Here is a 16,464-nt window from a genome sequence, read left to right as displayed (position 1 = left end):
GGCAGTAGCTACCGTAGGGTTACGTCTATTTAACACGCAAAACTCAATATGTAATGCAGAGTTGGTGAGCGCAAGGGGTGCGTATGACCGGGACCACAGGGAGGAGCGGAATGGCGACAAGGGCCGGGAAGACCGGTAGCCAGGCGAGCTCCGGCGATCTGCTGGAGCTGGTGCGCAGCGGGCGCGCGACCACGCGCGGGGCGTTGCAGCAGGTCACAGGGCTGTCCCGGGCCACGGTCGGGCAGCGTCTCGACCGGCTCTTCCGGGCCGGCTGGCTGCGGGAGGGCGCCGCGGGCCCGGTGGACTCGCCGCTCGGCGGCCGCCCCTCGGTCCGACTGGAATTCGACGACGCCCACGCCGTCGTCCTCGCCGCCGACCTCGACACCCGGCACGCGCGCGCCGCGGTGCTGTCCCTGACCGGTGAGCTGCTGGCCGAGCACAAGGGGCCGCTGCTGATCGAGGAGGGTCCTGACGTGGTGCTCGGTGAGCTGGGCCGCTGGTTCGGCGAGCTGCTGGAGAAGGCCGGGCACGGGGCGCACGAGGTGTGCGGGATCGGGCTCGCCGTGCCGGGGCCCGTCGACAGCGACACCGGCCGGGTCGTCCAGCCGCCGATCATGCCCGGCTGGGACGGCTACGACATAAGAGGCCGTCTCACCCGCGCCTTCGCCGAGCACACGGGCGCCGAGGCCGTCCCGGTGCTCGTGGACAACGACGCCAACCTCATGGCGTACGGGGAACAGCGCACCGGCCACCCCGACTGCTCGGCCTTCGTCCTGGTGAAGGTCTCCACCGGTATCGGCGCGGGCGTGGTCGTCGGCGGCACGATCTACCGGGGCATCGACGGAGGCGCCGGGGACATCGGGCACATCCGGGTCCCGGAGGGCGCCGACGCGCTGTGCAAGTGCGGGTCGTACGGCTGCCTCGCCGCCGTCGCGAGCGGTGGTGCCGTCGCGCGCCGGCTGGCGGAGACGGGCGTTCCGGCGGCCTCGGGATCGGATGTGCGCGATCTGCTCACCTCCGGGCACCCCGGCGCGGCGGCCCTCGCGAGGGAGGCCGGGCGGCACGTCGGCGACGTACTGGCGACCGTGGTGACGCTGCTCAATCCCGGCGTACTGATGATCGCCGGGGATCTGGCCGGAACGGCGTTCCTCACCGGGGTACGCGAACTGCTCTACCAGCGAGCCCTGCCCCGCTCCACCGCCCACCTGGACGTGGTCACCTCACGGCTCGGCGAACGTGCGGGTCTGGTCGGCGCGGGTGCGCTCGTCGTGGAGCACCTGTACGCGCCCGAGCGGGTCGAGGAGCGGCTGCTCGCCATGGGTGTGTGACGGGCAGGTTTCCGTCCGTGTCACCCGGTCCGGATGGTGAAATCCGGGCAGCCGAAGCTGCGTGATTCTCGCCACGCCTGATCGGGGTTTCGCTCAGATGAGCGGATCTTGGGCGGCTGCACTTCTCAAAGGATGGCACTCAGTGCCACCCGTTGATCATTTACGGCGTGAACTCAGGCGTGCTGAGTACTGCTCATATGAGCGAAAATGGCGGTCTACGTGCGTTGACTCCTTCAAGAGGTGAACGCGATGCGCCCCTGCGGCTTACTCTTCCTTGACTTTCGATCTGCTGGCGGACGAGTGGTTACGGCCGTATGACGCACAAGTGGACGTACCCAGGCGCCTTCGATCTGGGTATGTTCCCCGTCGTCAGGGCAGCCACCGCGTCCTCGAGGAGTCGAGACCCGTGTCGGAAAACAAAGATCCCCACGTAGCCGAGAGCGGCGACAGTGGCGTTGGCGGAGCGAAGTTCGTTTACGACTTCACCGAAGGCAACAAGGACCTCAAGGACCTCCTCGGTGGCAAGGGCGCCAACCTCGCCGAGATGACCAACCTGGGCCTTCCCGTCCCTCCGGGCTTCACCATCACCACCGAGGCCTGCAAGACCTACCTCGACAGTGGCGAGGAGCCGGCGGCACTGCGTGACGAGGTGAGTGCACACCTCGAAGCCCTCGAAGAGAAGATGGGCAAGAAGCTCGGGCAGGCCGACAACCCTCTGCTCGTATCGGTCCGTTCCGGGGCGAAGTTCTCCATGCCCGGCATGATGGACACCGTCCTGAACATCGGCCTCTCCGACAAGTCCGTGAAGGGCCTCGCCGACCAGGCGGGCGACGAGCGCTTCGCGTGGGACTCGTACCGCCGGCTCATCCAGATGTTCGGCAAGACGGTCCTCGGCGTCGACGGCGACCTCTTCGAGGACGCGCTGGAGGCGGCGAAGCACGCCAAGAAGGTCGCGGTCGACACGGACCTCGAGGCGGCCGACCTCAAGAAGCTCGTCACCAAGTTCAAGAAGATCGTCAAGAGCGAGGCCGGGCGGGACTTCCCGCAGGACCCGCGCGAGCAGATGGACCTCGCCATCCACGCGGTCTTCGACTCCTGGAACACCGACCGGGCCAAGCTCTACCGCCGCCAGGAGCGCATCCCGCACGACCTCGGCACGGCCGTCAACGTCTGCTCGATGGTCTTCGGCAACCTCGGCCCCGACTCGGGCACCGGCGTCGCGTTCACCCGTGACCCGGCCTCCGGACACCAGGGCGTGTACGGCGACTACCTGCAGAACGCGCAGGGCGAGGACGTGGTCGCGGGCATCCGCAACACCGTCCCGCTCGCCGAGCTGGAGCAGATCGACAAGAAGTCGTACGACCAGCTGATGCAGATCATGGAGACCCTGGAGAACCACTACAAGGATCTCTGCGACATCGAGTTCACCATCGAGCGCGGGCAGCTGTGGATGCTCCAGACCCGCGTCGGCAAGCGGACGGCCGGTGCCGCCTTCCGTATCGCCACGCAGCTCGTGGACCAGGGACTCATCGACGAGGCCGAGGCGCTCCAGCGCGTCACCGGTGCTCAGTTGGCCCAGCTGATGTTCCCGCGCTTCGACGAGGACACGAAGGTCCAGACGGTCGGCCGGGGCATCGCGGCGTCGCCGGGTGCGGCGGTGGGCAAGGCGGTCTTCGACTCGTACACGGCGGTGAAGTGGTCGCGTTCGGGCGAGAAGGTGATCCTGGTCCGCCGCGAGACGAACCCGGACGACCTGGACGGCATGATCGCGGCAGAGGGCATCCTGACCTCGCGCGGCGGCAAGACCTCGCACGCCGCCGTGGTGGCGCGTGGCATGGGCAAGACCTGTGTGTGCGGTGCCGAGGAGCTCGAGGTCGACACCAAGCGGCGCCGGATGACGGTGCCGGGCGGGCATGTGGTGGAGGAGGGCGACCTCATCTCCATCGACGGGTCGAGCGGCAAGGTGTACCTCGGTGAGGTGCCCGTGGTCCCGTCCCCGGTCGTGGAGTACTTCGAGGGCCGGATGCACGCGGGCGCCCAGGACGCCGACGAACTGGTCGAGGCAGTGCACCGGATCATGGCGTTCGCCGACCGCAAGCGTCGCCTGCGGGTGCGCGCCAACGCAGACAACGCCGAGGACGCGATGCGCGCCCGTCGTTTCGGCGCGCAGGGCATCGGCCTGTGCCGCACGGAGCACATGTTCCTCGGTGACCGTCGTGAGCTGGTCGAGCGCCTCATCCTGGCCGACACGGAGGCAGAGCGCGAGGAGTCGCTGAAGGAGCTGCTCCCGCTCCAGAAGCAGGACTTCGTGGAGCTGTTCTCGGCGATGGACGGCCTGCCGGTGACGGTCCGTCTCCTCGACCCGCCGCTGCACGAGTTCCTGCCCGACATCACCGAGCTCTCGGTCCGGGTCGCCCTGGCGGAGGCCCGCCAGGAGCCGCACGAGAACCTGCTCCGCCTCCTCCAGGCGGTGCACCGCCTGCACGAGCAGAACCCGATGCTGGGTCTGCGCGGCGTACGCCTCGGCCTGGTCATCCCCGGCCTGTTCACGATGCAGGTACGGGCGATCGCCGAGGCCGCGGCGGAGCGCAAGAACGCCAAGGGCGACCCGCGCGCCGAGATCATGATCCCGCTGGTCGGCACGGTCCAGGAGCTGGAGATCGTCCGCGAGGAGGCCGACCAGGTCGTCGCCGAGGTCGAGGCGGCGTCGGGCACGGAACTGAAGCTGTCGATCGGCACGATGATCGAACTGCCGCGGGCCGCGCTGACGGCGGGCCAGATCGCGGAGGCGGCCGAGTTCTTCAGTTTCGGCACGAACGATCTGACGCAGACCGTCTGGGGCTTCTCGCGCGATGACGTCGAAGCGTCGTTCTTCACCGCGTACTTGGAGAAGGGCATCTTCGGCGTCTCCCCGTTCGAGACCATCGACAAGGACGGCGTCGGCTCCCTGGTGAAGCTCGCCGCCGAGGCCGGCCGTGCCACCCGTCCCGACCTGAAGCTCGGCGTCTGCGGCGAACACGGCGGTGACCCGGAGTCGGTCCACTTCTTCCACGAGGTGGGGCTCGACTACGTCTCCTGCTCGCCGTTCCGGATCCCGGTGGCGCGCCTGGAGGCGGGGCGCGCGGCGTCCACTTCGAAGGGCAGCGACCACCGGTAGGCCGGGCCCGCAGGACTCCGGGGCCGTCGTCCGTCATCCGACCCTCACCGGCGGACCACGGCTCCGGCGTACGAAAGAAGAAGGGGCGGCACCTTGTGCGGAGGTGCCGCCCCTTCGATGTCCGCCGGTGTGCCGGCGGGGTGTGTCAGCGGGCGTCGCGGCGCCTGCGGACCGTGAACAGCACGCCGCCCCCGGCCAGAAGGACGGCCGCGCCGCCACCCGCGATGTACGGGGTGGCGCTGCTGCCTCCGGTCTCCGCCAGGTCGGTGTTCTCCTGCCCGGTGCTCTCCTGCCCGGTGCCGGAGTCCTCGGTGCCGTCGGTGCCCTCGTCCTCCGTGACCTCGTCGTCCGCGGGGACGAAGTCCGCGGGCGGTTTGTCGCAGCCGACGCCGTCCCCGTCACGGTCCAGGTGGCTGCCGTAGTGCTCGTCGCCCTTGGGGATGTTGGCCTCCCCGTTCTCGTACGCCTCGGTGCAGTTCTTGAACGGGTGACTGCCATGGGCCTCGGCGGTGGCCGGCAGGGCGGCCAGCGCCAGCGCGGCGACGACCACGGCGGCAGGCTTGCGGAACACGTTCACGGAGAGCCCCCAGAAATATGTCGATATCCGTACGCATGATCACGGAGAGGCGATCGGTCGGATTTGAGGTGATGAAAGTATTAGGGGGCTGGTGGTGCGGCGGCGAAATGACGGACCCGTGATGCGAACGTGACGTGACCGGACGGTAGCTCTCCGCTCATGGGCCCGTCATTTGTAAACCGGTTACGCGCGGAACGGTCCCTTCACCTCGTACGTGATGCCGCCGGACGAACTGCCGCTGGTGCCGCGCTGGCTGGAGAAGTAGAGGCGGGTGCCGTCGGGCGAGAAGGCGGGTCCGGTGATCTCCGAGCCGGACTGGCCGTCGATGCGCAGGAACGGGGCGATCACGTCGTCGGGGGTGATGACGCAGATCTCCATGTTGCCGCCGTCCTCGGCGACGAACAGGTCACCGGAGGCGGCGCCGGTGACGTTGTCGACGCCGGTCAGCGGGGCCGTGCCGGAGGTGACGAGCGAGTCGTCGTACGCCAACTCATACGTGTTGTTGGTGAGGTTGAGCTGCCAGACGCGGTTGTCGCCCTTGGTGGTGAACCAGACCGTGTCGTCGGCGTAGTGGCAGCCCTCGCCGCCGTTGAACTTCTTCGAGCCGGAGACCTGCGTACGGGTCGTGGTGGGGGAGCCGTCCGGGTCGGGCACGTTCGCCCAGGTGAAGGAGCCGGAGGTGGCGGTCCCGGCGACCATGACCTGGAGGGTGCCGGAGGACAGGTTGCCCCAGGTGGTGGGGACGAAGCGGTAGAGGCAGCCGTTGCTCTCGTCCTCGGTCAGGTACACCACCTTGCGCACCGGGTCGGCGGCGGCCGCCTCGTGCTTGAAGCGGCCCATCGCGTCGCGGCGCACCGAGGCGTTCACACCCCACGGGTCGGTCTCGTAGACGTACCCGAGGGACACCTCCTCGCAGGACAGCCAGGTGTTCCACGGCGTCTTGCCGCCCGCACAGTTCTGCCGGGTGCCGGACAGGATGCGGTACGCGCCGGTGATCGCGCCCGTCGACGAGAACTTCACCGCGCTCGCGCCGCCCGACGGGTTGATCTCCGAGTTGGAGACATAGATCCAGCCGGTGCCGTCGGTGTAACAGGCCCCGCCGTCGGGGGCGTTGTGCCAGGTGTACGAGGTGCCGGTGACCGTCTGGCCGGATCTGGCGATCACCCGGCTGGTGAAGCCGCTCGGCAGTCTGATGCCGTTGGCGTCGGCCGAGCCGAGCGCCCCGTACGGGCCGGCGCCGGGCTGGGCGGGCGCGGCGTACGCGGCGCCGCGCCAGAGGGTTCCGCCGAAGACGGCGGACGAGCCGCCGAGGACGGCGGCACGCAGGAGGGTACGACGTTCCACTCTCGCTCCAAGGGGGGTATGCCGTGACCGCCCCGTCCGCCGGTCGGCGACGGGGGTCGCGCACCGCGCGAGCCTAGGAGTGCGGGGTTGACGCTCCATGGACAGGCGGTGACGTGTCCGCGTCATATCCTTCGTGCCCTGTGCGTCCGCACGTCATACCTTCCGCTCTCATGCCTTCAGTGCGGCATGTCTTCCGCCGTCACACCTTCAAGGCGTCGTACGTGACGCCCGTCAGCCGTTCCGACTCCTCCCAAAGTCGTTGCCCCGCCACGTCGTTGAGGGTCCACTTGGCGCGCCACGAGCGCGCGGGGGAGCCGCGCCAGCCGAGGATCGAGGGGCCGGTGAAGGAGTCCGGGCGTATCTCGGGGGCCGTCGCCGCATAGAGCGTGGGGAGGGCGCCGGCCTCCGCGGACTGGGCGAAGAAGCGGTTGCCGATCTCCATGAACCGTTCGGAGGCCTTGCGGCCCTCCATCCTGGGGCCCGTGGTCTGGAGGTTGGTGGAGGCGTAGCCGGGGTGCGCGGCCGCCGCCACGACGTCGGAGCCGAGGGTGGCGAGCCGGCGCGCCAGCTCGTGCGTGAACAGCAGGTTGGCCGTCTTGGAGCGTGCGTACGCGGTCCAACGCCCGTACTTCCGCTCGCTGTTGAGGTCGTTGATGTCGATGTTCGCCATCGCGTGCATGGTGCTGGACACGGTCACCACGCGCGCGCCGGGTGTGTCGAGCAGCGTCGGCAGCAGGAGCCCGGTGAGTGCGAAGTGCCCGAGGTGGTTGACCCCGAACTGCGTCTCGAAGCCGTCCGTCGTGCGCCCGGGCGGCAGCGCCATCACGCCCGCGTTGTTGATGAGCAGGTCGAGACGGTCGCGCCCCCGCCCGTACGCCGCCGCGAATTCCCGTACGGATTCCAGGTCCCCGAGATCCAGCCGGACGAACTCCACGTCCGCGTCCGGTACTTCGATGGCCAGCCGGTCGCCGGCCTCGGTGCCGCGGGCCTCGCTGCGACAGGCGAGGACGACCCGGGCACCGCGCCGGGCCAGTTCGCGGGCGGTGACGAAACCGAGCCCGCTGTTCGCTCCGGTGACGACGGCCGTGCGGCCGCTCTGGTCGGGGATGTCGTTCGCGTTCCAGCCGGTCATGGCCCTGGACTCCCTCCGCGTGCGGGTGAGCTCTCAGCGTAGGCGCTCCGCTGGGAGGGCCGCGATGTGCCGTCAGTCTTCTGCGGGCCCGTCGTGGCGGGTCGCGCAGTTCCCCGCGCCCCTACGGGGCCGCCGAACCGCAGCGGAATTCACCGGACCCGCTTAGGCGCGGCCGGGTGGTCAGCGCGAAACGTAGTCCTCTGGCCGGGGCCCGTACGCCTCGGGCATGGGGCGGGTGTCGAGGTAGAACCACTCGGCGGTGGGCCCCGGGCCCTGTGCCGGGACGGTGGCCGTGCGCCTGGGAAGCGGGGTTCCGGTGGTCGGCTGGGCCTGCTCACCGACTGCCATGTCCGCCACAGGCGTCGGCGTGCGTGTCGGCTTCGCCGGGCCCGGCATCAGCAGTTCCACGCGCAGGCCCAGGCCGCGCTGCTGGGCGACGAACTCCTCGACCTGGTTGCGGCAGGCGTGGTCCAGATGGGTCACGCCGGTCAGGTCGAGCCGGATGCGCGGCTTGCCCGACTCGGCGGCGTTCTCCAGCGCCTCGATCAGCTGCGGCAGCCGCAGGAAGGTGGCGTTGCCCGCCATGACGACCTTGGCGGTGTCCTCCTCCAGGTGCTGCTTGATGACGGTCTGCGACATGCGCAGCGCGGCCAGCACGATCCCGGCGGCGAGGCCGATGAGGACGCCTTCGAGCAGCGCGGTAGCCACGATGACCAGCGTGGTGATCGTCATGACCGCGAACTCGCCCCGGTCCTGCCGCCACATCTTCGGGAACTCCTCGGGCGCGAAGAGCTTCCAGCCGCTGTGCACGAGGACACCCGCGAGGACCGAGATCGGAATCAGGGCCAGGACCTGCGGCAGGAGCAGCGCGAAGGCCAGCAGCCACAGGCCGTGCAGGGTGCGGGAGATACGGGTCTTCGCGCCCGCCTGGACGTTCGCGGAACTGCGGGCCACCACCGCCGTGATGGGGAGCGCGCCGAGGATGCCCGCCACGGTGTTTCCGGCGCCCTGGGCGATGAGCTCGGGGTTGTAGCGGGTGCGCGGGCCGCTGTGCATCCGGTCCACGGCGGCGGCCGTGAAGAGGCTCTCCGCCGAGGCGATCACCGTGAAGGTGAGGATGGCGGTGATGATCCCCGCGTCGGCGAGTCCCGCGAACTCCTCCGGACCGGGGACGTTGACGGACCCGAGCAGATTCCCCACCTGGAGCGTCTTCACGTCCACGCCCGGCATGGAGGCGACTCCGATGCCGATCCCGACGGCGACGAGCGCGGCCGGGATCTTCTTGACCGGGCCCGGCACCTTCTTCCACACGAAGCTGAGGACGATGGTGACGACGCCAAGTCCGGCGGCGGTCAGCGCCTGAGGGTTCGCCAGGGTGTCGGCGAGAAGACCGGGGAGGCCGGCCATGTTCTCGATCGGGGTGCCGGGGGCCTTGGAGTCGGACATCGGGTACAACTGGCTGAACATCAGCGGCAGTCCGATGCCCGCGAGCATGCCCTGGACGACGGCCAGGGAGATCGCCTGGAAGATCCGGCCCAGGCGGACCAGGCCCAGCACGATCTGCAGGATGCCCGAGCCGAGGACGATCACACCGAGCATGGCCACGCCGTACTCGAGGACGGTCTCCGCGACGAGCGCAGCCAACCCGGCTGCGGGACCGCTGACTTGGAGCGTGCTGCCGCGCGCCGCGCCGACCACCAGACCGCCGATGACACCGGAGATGATGCCCAGCTCGGCGGGCACGCCGGAGGCGACGGCGACACCGATGCACAGGGGGAGGGCGACGAGGAAGACGACGAGGGAAGCGGTGATCTCGGTGGCGAGGTCGGCTTTCGGGGCCTTGGTGGTCTTGGCCGTCTTGGCGGCCGTGGCGGCCTTGATGGCGTTGCTGGTGTTCGTGGGGCTTGAGGTCCCGGAAGAGAGGTCGGGGTCGGGGGCGTTCGGAGACGGGTTCGCGGCCGGTGCCGCGCTGTTGGGTGTCCTGGTCGATGTCCTGGTCGATGTCCTGGTCGGTTTCCGGCCGGGCGGCTTGGAGTGTGCCGGTACGCGCCCGCGTGCGTGCAGCCCGCTCATGCGGCATGCACCCGGAAGCAGCCGTCCTCGTCCAGCTCGTGCACCTGGCCGGTGTCGACCTCGTAGTACCAGCCGTGCAGCCGCAGGCGTCCCGCGTCGAGCCGCTGCCGTGCGACGGGGTAACTCCGCAGCACGGCAAGCTGGTTGACGACATTGAGCTGGGCCATGGCAGGCATCGACGGGTCCTCGGAGGCCCCGTCGAGCAGCGGCGCCAGCTCCGGGCGGGCGAGGTCCAGCCAGGCGTCCACCCCGGGCAGCGCGGACAGGTCGTCGCCGGACTTCAGGGCGCCCATCGCACCGCAGTGGGAATGGCCACACACGACGATGTCCTGAACGCCGAGCACCTCCAGTGCGTACTCGATGGTGGCGGCCTCGCCGGAGGCGCCACGCTGTCCGTGCGGCGGGACGATATTGCCCGCGTTCCGCAGCTCGAATATCTCTCCGGGCCGTGCGCCCGTGATCAGGGCGGGTATGACCCGTGAGTCCGAGCAGGTAATGAACAATGCCTCCGGATATTGGCCTTCGGCCAGTTTCCGGTATTCGCCGCTCTCGAAATCGACGCGTCGCTTGAACGAGCGGGCGCGATCCAGCAGTGCCTTCACGGTTTCCTCCCGGCAGGGGGTTCGACCAGGTCTTTCCCGTCGTCCTCCCCACCGTAGAGGGGTGACTGCCAGGCGAAGGTTAAGGGAACACTAGAGCGCGGCCAGGAATGGACCAGATTTTGTCCGGGCACCTTAAGGCGCGGTCAACCCGCCCTCTCCGGGCGGGGTTTGAGCGTCTGCTCACATTACCCAGGGTTTACGCGACGCGCCATTGACCGCGCTTGTAGCGTGGCCAGTCCACGGCACGGAATTCGTGCTGTCCGGAGTCATGAGGAGACAGGACGTATGGGCGTACGAGTGCTGCTCATCGAGGACGACGAGACGATCGCCGAACCGCTCGCCGAAGGGCTGGGCCACTTCGGTCTCACGGTCGACCGCGTCTCCACCGGGGCGGCCGGCCTGAGAGGGCCCTACGGCGATGTCGTCCTGCTCGACCTGGGCCTGCCCGACATGGACGGCATCGACGTCTGCCGCGGGATCCGGCAGGCCTCCGACGTGCCCATCATCATCCTCAGCGCGCGCGGCGAGGAGGCCGACCGCGTCCTGGGCCTCGAACTCGGCGCCGACGACTACCTGGCGAAACCGTTCAGCCTGCGCGAGCTGGTGGCCCGGGTACGCGCGATCACGCGACGTGCGCAGTACGGGCGGGGGCTGCAACAGGGGCTGGGGGACGGGGAGTTCGGGGGGACGCCCGCGGCGGGGACACCTGTGGTGGACCCGCGCGACCCGCTGGCAGGAGGAACGCTCGGATCGGGGACGCTCGGGGCGGGGGTGCGCCTCACCGGAGCGCTCGGCACGGGGCCCGGCCCCGCGGGGATGCTCGGCGCCGCGCTGTCGGGCGCTGCGCCGGATCCGGCTGGAGCGTTCGGGGCGGGGGCGTACGACTCGAGGGCTTCGGATGCCGGGCCTCTCCCACACTCGGATTCGCTCGAGCGGGGGGACCCCCATGGCGCGCGGCCTCGCGACGTGAACTCGTGGGACGAGGAGCCCTTCAGGGGTGAGTCGTTCGGCGGCGAGCCGTTTGCCGGTGAGTCGTTCGCCGTCGGGCCGGACGTCGCATCGCCCGCACCCTCCTCGTACGACCCGTCCGGCGTCACCCGCGCGCCGTCCTCGTACGACCCCTCCGGCACCGCCCGCGCGTCCGACCCGTACGCGCCGTCCGGCACCACCCACGCACCCTTTTCGCACGAACCCGCCGATGTCACCCGGCACTTCGAACCCGCGCCGTCGTCCGTCGAGCCCGTACCTCCCCTCGACCCGGAGTCGGACCGGACCTCCGAGACCTCGCCCCCGCCCGCCCCTGGCCCCCTCGTCGTCGACCGCCGCACCCGGCAGGTCTGGGTGGGGGACTCCTCCGTCTCGCTGACGCCGAAGGAGTTCGAGCTGCTCGCGCTGCTCACCGAGGACCCCGGCGCGGTCTACTCGCGGCAGCAGATCCTCGACCGGGTCTGGGACCCGCACTACCAGGGCCCGACCAAGACGCTGGACGTCCATGTCGCAACGCTGCGACGGAAGTTGGGGCACCCGGCGTGGATCCAGACCCTGCGCGGGGTCGGCTTCAGGCTGGCCGTGCAGAACCGGCCGCCCTCGGCGGGCGGGCCGACAGGCGGGCCGACGGGCGGCTCGTACGGGGAACAGCCCGGCAGACCGTCCGGAGCGTCCGGAGCGTCCGGGTCGTACGGCTCGTACGAGGACCTGCCGGGCGGCGGATCGTACGAGGCGCCCGAGCGGCCGGCGGCCTTCCGATGACGCGTCGCCTCCTGTTCAGTTACCTCAGCCTCGCCGCGCTGCTCCTGCTCTGCCTGGAGATCCCGCTGGGCTTCGTCTACTCCCGGGGCGAGCGCGAGCGGGTCACCAACCTGGCGAAGGACGAGGCGGAGTCGGTCTCCGCGTACGCCTCGCTGGCTCTCTCCACGGGCGGCGCGGAGCGGGACCTGCCCGGCCGGGTGGCCCGCTGCGCGGAACGCATCGGCGGCAAGGTGGTGATCGTCGACCGGACGGGCGGCCTGCTCGCCGCCTCGCACCCGCTGTCGGCGGCGGAGACCCGTGGGCTGCCCACCCGACCCGGGATCGCGGCGGCGCTACGGGGAGCCGCCACGCAGGACGTCCGCACCTCCACCATCGGCGGCGTCCAGTACCTGTCCGTCGCGACCCCGATCACACAGGGCTCGTTCGAACAGGGCGCCGTGTGGATCACACTGCCCACGCGGATGGTGCAGGCCCGGGTGCACCACGTCTGGCTGCTGCTGGCCCTCGGCGGTCTCGCGGCCCTCACCACCGTCGCCGTCATCGGCTTCGCCATCGCCCGCTGGACCGGCCGTCCCATCCGTGAACTGGAGCGCGCCACCCACGAGTTGGCCGACGGCGGCCCCTCCACGCCGGTGGCGATCACGAAGGGACCGCCGGAGATCCGCAGGCTCGCCGCCACCTTCAACCGCACCGCCGCCCGCCTCGAACACCTAGTGGCCTCCCAGCGCGCCTTCGCGGGCGAGGCCTCGCACCAGCTCAAGACGCCCCTCGCCGCGTTGCGGCTGCGCCTGGAGAACCTGGAGTCCGACATCGCGCTGCACGCCCGTGGCAACCTGACCGCCGCGATGACCGAGACCGACCGGCTCGCCCGGATGGTCGAGGGGCTGCTGGCGATGGCCCGGCTCGACGAGAGCGCCGCGGTGCGCGAGCCGGTCGATCTGGACCGGGTCTGCGCGGAACGGCTCCGCGCCTGGACGCCGATGTTCGAGCAGCAGGGCGTACAACTCGTCCTGCTCGGCGACTACGGCGGACCGGTCCTCGCCGTGCCCGGCGCGGTGGAGCAGATCCTGGACAACCTGCTCTCCAACGCCCTGCGGGTGTCGCCCCGCCGCACCACCGTCTCCATCGACCTGCGCCGGCCGGCGACCCACGAACGCCGCTTCCACCACCGCCCGGCGGGCCCGGCCCGCGTCGAACTCCACGTCATGGACGAGGGCCCCGGCATGACCGAGGAACAGCGCCGCCGCGCCTTCGACCGCTTCTGGCGCGCCCCCGGCGCCCCCAAGGGCGGTACGGGCCTGGGCCTGGCTCTCGTCCAACGCCTCACCCACGCGAGCGGCGGCGACATCACCCTGCGCCCCGCCGCCCGCGGCGGCCTCGACGCGGTGGTCCGGCTACCGCCCGCGGGCGGCACCACGGCCACGCCCCACAGACCGCTGGAGACCCTCGCTCAGTGAGTGCCCTGAGACGCCGACGGGCGCCCGGGTCTCCGCGTGCCGGCCACAGCGAGGCCGTGCCTGCTCCGAGATCAGGCCCTACAGCGAGGCGCCGCCGTCGATCACCAGGTCGGTGCCGACGACGGACGCCGCGGCGTCGGAGGCCAGATACAGCACGGCCTCGGCGACCTCCTCGGTCGACGAGACGCGGCCCAGCGGCGACTCCTCCTTCATCCGCGCGGCTCGGTCCGCCTCGCTCTCGCCGGGCCGCAACGACATCGTCGTCGCGGAGGCGCCGGGGCTCACCGCGTTGATGCGGACGCCGTCGGCGATGTGATCGAGGGCGGCACCGGCCGTGAGGGCGGACACGGCGGCCTTGGAGGCGGCGTACGCGGTGGTGGTGGGCACCTGCTTGTGCGGGCCCAGGTTGGACGAGACGTTGACGACGGAGCCGCCGTTCGGCTGGGTCCGCATCTGCCGGACCTCGGCCTGCAGGGCGAGGAGCACCCCGGTGACGTTGATGTCCAGCAGGGTCCGCCAGTCTTCTTCGGGGAGGTCGGCGACGGGCTGCCCGCCCCGGAAGACACCCGCGTTGTTCACTGCGACGTCGAGAGAGCCGAAGCGGCCGACGGCCGTCCGGACGAGGGCCTCCACGTCCGCGGCCCGGGCCACGTCGGCGACCTGCGCGACCGCGGTGCCGCCGGAGCCTTCGACGAGGGCCACGGTCTCGTCGAGCGTGGCCCGGGTGCGGCCCGCCACGACCACGGAGGCCCCTTCGGCGGCGAACGCGAGCGCGATGGCACGCCCCAGCCCGGATCCGCCTCCGGTCACGAGGACGGTGCGGTTCGAGAAACGGGTGCGGTTCATGGGTGATTCCCTTTCGAACGTGGGACGTTGGGCTACTTCGGATATGGGACGTTGGGTTACGCGGGTGTGAGGGATCAAGGGCGCGTGAGGCGCATGGCCAGGGCAGCGGCGCCGAAGAGGGCCGCGGTCGCCGCGAGACTCGCGGCGTCGCCGCCGACGGCGAGCACCAGGGCGAAGACGACGGTCGGCCCGGTTTCCATCGCCGTGTTGTGCACTCCCCCCGCGAGCCCCGTCCGCTCCGCGGGGACCCGTTCGGTGGCCAGCACCGCGGCCCCCGCGAAGGAGGCGGCGGCCCCGGCTGCCAGCAGGACGAATCCGGGGAGGAGTCCGTACGCGTACGGGATGCCGCCGCCGAGCCCGAGGAGCGCGAGGAGCCCGAGGCCCACGGCACCGCCGACAAGCCCGCCGCAGGTGACGACGGCTACCCCGTACCGCACGATGAGCCGCCCCGCCACCCGGCTCGACGCGATGAGCGCGACGGCGAACGGCACGAACGCGGTCGACGTCCGCAGCGCCGACCAGCCGCGCTCGTCCTGCAGATGGAGCGAGAACAGCACGAAGACGGTCGAGGTCCCGGCCGCGGTCAGCGCGGTGGCGGCAAGCCCGAGCGTACGCCGCCCGTCGAGCAGGAAGCGGGGCGGCAGCAGCGGATCACGCGCCCGCCGCTCGACCCCGACGAAGCCGGCCAGCAGCACGACCCCGGCGACCAGCGGCCCCAGCACCCGGCCCGAAGTCCAGGACCACGCGTCGGTGAGGACGAGCCCGTAACTGACGGAGACGAGACCGCCCGTGGCCAGCAGGGCACCGGGCAGATCGAGACGGGGGCGAGCGGGATGTTCGTGAGCGGAGCTTCGGAACTGGGCGGACCCGTGTACGTCGTCGTCCGCCGGCAGCACCCGGGGCACCAGCGCGAGCGCCGCCACCGTCACGGCGAGCGGTACGGCGAAGGCCCAACGCCAGGACAGGAGCGCCGAGATGACTCCGGAGAGCAGGTTGCCCGCCGTGGCGCCGAGGACCGACAGACCACCCCAGGTGGCCATCACCCCGCCGTACGCGGCGGGGGAGGGGAACACCGTCCGCAGCACCGCCATCGCGGCCGGGGCGATCAGCGCAGCACCCGCACCCTGCGCGAAACGAGCCGCGAGCAGCGCACCGTACCCGGGAGCCAGCGGAGCGGCGACCGACGCGACCCCGAACACCACCAGCCCCGCGACGAGCGTCCGACGCCCCCCATGCCGATCGGCAAGCCGCCCACCGAACAGCAACAGCCCGGCGAACGTCAGCCCGTACGCGGCACTGAGCAGAATCAACTCCTCTCGCCCCACCCCGAATTCATCCCCGATCCCGGGCAACGGCACGGCCACCGCCACCAACGTGAAGATCAGGGTGACTTGCAGGGTCCCTAGCAGCGCGAACGGGCCTCGGGTGGAGCGAGGCGCCGCTACCGTCACGGCCATGAGAGCTCCCTGAACTAGACCAGTCATTCCAAAAAGAGGGCAGGGCAAGCGCGCCCCTTCAGGGGCGCGGGGAACTGCGCGACCAGCCCACGACTACCCGCGGGCGACGATGAAGCGGGGTACTGGATCAGTCCAGCAAGGTCAAAGCCTGCTCGGCGGCATCCCGCACCCGCGCAGGGTCGCTGGACGCCTTGCCCACCACGCGGAGCCCCTGCATCAACACCAGCAACATACGAGCCAGAGCCCGAGGATCACGATCCTCGGACAACTCACCCTGCGCCTGTGCGCGCACCAGCGCAGAGTGCAACAACGTCTCGAGATACTCCCAGCTGTGCTCAACCCGACGCGCCGCAGGCACATCGTGAGGCCCGAGCTCAGCCGCGGTGTTGGTGACGAAACAGCCGGCCAACCGGCCGGCCTCGTCCGCGGCCTCCGCGGCGAACCGCCGCACAAGGTCGCGCACGGCCGGCAGTGCGGGCCCCGGCTGCGACAGCTCGCGCAGGATCTGCGGATCGCGCGACTCCCCGTACCGGTCCAGCGCCTTCAGATACAGCTGGTGCTTGTTGCCGAAGGTCGCGTAGATGCTCGCGCGCCCGACGCCGAGATGCTCGACGAGATCCGCCATCGACGTCGCCTCGTAGCCGCGCCGCCAGAACAGCTCGAGAGCTGACTGGAGCGCGGCGTCCGGATCGAACTCCTTGGTCCTGGCCACGTAGAGCAGCCTAGGTGTTACTGGAACGAT

At 70.7% G+C, this 16,464-nt stretch carries 12 protein-coding genes and 1 pseudogene; 5 read left to right on the top strand and 8 right to left on the bottom strand.

Annotation, left to right across the window (positions count from 1 at the left end):
• Nucleotides 1-110 precede the first annotated feature (110 nt).
• Entirely contained in the window at nucleotides 111-1,328 is a 1,218-nt protein-coding gene (locus GAS53_RS32720; RefSeq protein ID WP_192583381.1) for an ROK family protein, read from the top strand.
• Nucleotides 1,329-1,734: 406 nt separating this feature from the next.
• Nucleotides 1,735-4,485 (top strand): pyruvate, phosphate dikinase, encoded by a 2,751-nt coding sequence (ppdK, locus tag GAS53_RS32715; RefSeq protein WP_151481337.1) that lies wholly within the window; start codon nucleotides 1,735-1,737, stop codon nucleotides 4,483-4,485.
• 145 nt (nucleotides 4,486-4,630) lie between these two features.
• Here the strand turns inward: ppdK and GAS53_RS32710 are convergent, their stop codons facing one another.
• The 5 genes from GAS53_RS32710 to GAS53_RS32690 all read right to left on the bottom strand — a co-directional run bounded on the left by GAS53_RS32710 (nucleotide 4,631) and on the right by GAS53_RS32690 (nucleotide 10,213).
• Nucleotides 4,631-5,062, bottom strand: coding sequence for an LAETG motif-containing sortase-dependent surface protein (locus tag GAS53_RS32710; RefSeq protein ID WP_151481335.1), 432 nt, complete (start codon nucleotides 5,060-5,062; stop codon nucleotides 4,631-4,633).
• Between the two features lie 183 nt (nucleotides 5,063-5,245).
• On the bottom strand, nucleotides 5,246-6,406 hold the full coding sequence (locus GAS53_RS32705) for an alkaline phosphatase PhoX (protein WP_151481334.1): 1,161 nt from the start codon (nucleotides 6,404-6,406) through the stop codon (nucleotides 5,246-5,248).
• Between the two features lie 199 nt (nucleotides 6,407-6,605).
• Entirely contained in the window at nucleotides 6,606-7,538 is a 933-nt protein-coding gene (locus tag GAS53_RS32700) for an oxidoreductase (protein WP_151481333.1), read from the bottom strand.
• A 180-nt stretch (nucleotides 7,539-7,718) separates the two neighbouring features.
• A complete protein-coding gene (locus GAS53_RS32695; RefSeq protein WP_225859233.1) occupies nucleotides 7,719-9,611 on the bottom strand; it encodes a SulP family inorganic anion transporter in 1,893 nt (630 codons plus the stop codon).
• Nucleotides 9,608-10,213 carry a carbonic anhydrase gene (locus GAS53_RS32690; protein WP_151481331.1) on the bottom strand — a complete coding sequence of 202 codons (606 nt, stop codon included), beginning with the start codon at nucleotides 10,211-10,213 and terminating at the stop codon, nucleotides 9,608-9,610. Before GAS53_RS32690 ends, GAS53_RS32695 begins: the two co-directional genes overlap by 4 nt.
• A 285-nt stretch (nucleotides 10,214-10,498) precedes the next feature.
• Between GAS53_RS32690 and GAS53_RS56765 the strand changes: the two are divergent.
• From GAS53_RS56765 to GAS53_RS32680, 3 genes and pseudogenes are all read left to right on the top strand, one after another.
• A pseudogene (locus GAS53_RS56765) lies at nucleotides 10,499-10,856 on the top strand (response regulator transcription factor); the annotation flags it as partial.
• Between the two features lie 173 nt (nucleotides 10,857-11,029).
• A complete protein-coding gene (locus GAS53_RS58505; protein WP_404829361.1) occupies nucleotides 11,030-11,962 on the top strand; it encodes a winged helix-turn-helix domain-containing protein in 933 nt (310 codons plus the stop codon).
• A complete protein-coding gene (locus GAS53_RS32680) occupies nucleotides 11,959-13,419 on the top strand; it encodes a sensor histidine kinase (RefSeq protein ID WP_151481330.1) in 1,461 nt (486 codons plus the stop codon). The genes GAS53_RS58505 and GAS53_RS32680 overlap by 4 nt, the downstream gene beginning before the upstream one ends.
• 78 nt (nucleotides 13,420-13,497) lie before the next feature.
• On the opposite strand, the gene GAS53_RS32675 is transcribed toward GAS53_RS32680, so the two are convergent.
• The 3 genes from GAS53_RS32675 to GAS53_RS32665 all read right to left on the bottom strand — a co-directional run bounded on the left by GAS53_RS32675 (nucleotide 13,498) and on the right by GAS53_RS32665 (nucleotide 16,434).
• Nucleotides 13,498-14,265 (bottom strand): SDR family NAD(P)-dependent oxidoreductase, encoded by a 768-nt coding sequence (locus tag GAS53_RS32675; RefSeq protein ID WP_151481328.1) that lies wholly within the window; start codon nucleotides 14,263-14,265, stop codon nucleotides 13,498-13,500.
• Nucleotides 14,266-14,339: 74 nt separating this feature from the next.
• Nucleotides 14,340-15,722, bottom strand: a complete 1,383-nt coding sequence (locus GAS53_RS32670) for an MFS transporter (RefSeq protein ID WP_151481326.1) — start codon at nucleotides 15,720-15,722, stop codon at nucleotides 14,340-14,342.
• A 127-nt stretch (nucleotides 15,723-15,849) separates the two neighbouring features.
• Nucleotides 15,850-16,434 carry a TetR/AcrR family transcriptional regulator gene (locus tag GAS53_RS32665; protein ID WP_151481325.1) on the bottom strand — a complete coding sequence of 195 codons (585 nt, stop codon included), beginning with the start codon at nucleotides 16,432-16,434 and terminating at the stop codon, nucleotides 15,850-15,852.
• Nucleotides 16,435-16,464 lie beyond the last annotated feature (30 nt).

Origin of the sequence: Streptomyces albicerus, from assembly GCF_008905045.1 — a bacterium.
Taxonomy (GTDB): domain Bacteria; phylum Actinomycetota; class Actinomycetes; order Streptomycetales; family Streptomycetaceae; genus Streptomyces; species Streptomyces albicerus.
The sequence above is the reverse complement of the archived record's forward strand: the minus strand, read 5'-3'. Positions and strand labels throughout refer to the sequence as shown.

What these genes read in the sequence shown, in the direction of transcription:
- GAS53_RS32675 (WP_151481328.1), bottom strand. Translation starts at nt 14,265, where the DNA reads ATGAACCGCACCCGTTTCTCGAACCGCACCGTCCTCGTGACCGGAGGC.
- GAS53_RS32680 (WP_151481330.1), top strand. Translation starts at nt 11,959, where the DNA reads ATGACGCGTCGCCTCCTGTTCAGTTACCTCAGCCTCGCCGCGCTGCTC.
- GAS53_RS58505 (WP_404829361.1), top strand. Translation starts at nt 11,030, where the DNA reads ATGCTCGGCGCCGCGCTGTCGGGCGCTGCGCCGGATCCGGCTGGAGCG.
- GAS53_RS32670 (WP_151481326.1), bottom strand. Translation starts at nt 15,722, where the DNA reads ATGGCCGTGACGGTAGCGGCGCCTCGCTCCACCCGAGGCCCGTTCGCG.
- GAS53_RS32720 (WP_192583381.1), top strand. Translation starts at nt 111, where the DNA reads ATGGCGACAAGGGCCGGGAAGACCGGTAGCCAGGCGAGCTCCGGCGAT.
- GAS53_RS32695 (WP_225859233.1), bottom strand. Translation starts at nt 9,611, where the DNA reads ATGAGCGGGCTGCACGCACGCGGGCGCGTACCGGCACACTCCAAGCCG.
- GAS53_RS32700 (WP_151481333.1), bottom strand. Translation starts at nt 7,538, where the DNA reads ATGACCGGCTGGAACGCGAACGACATCCCCGACCAGAGCGGCCGCACG.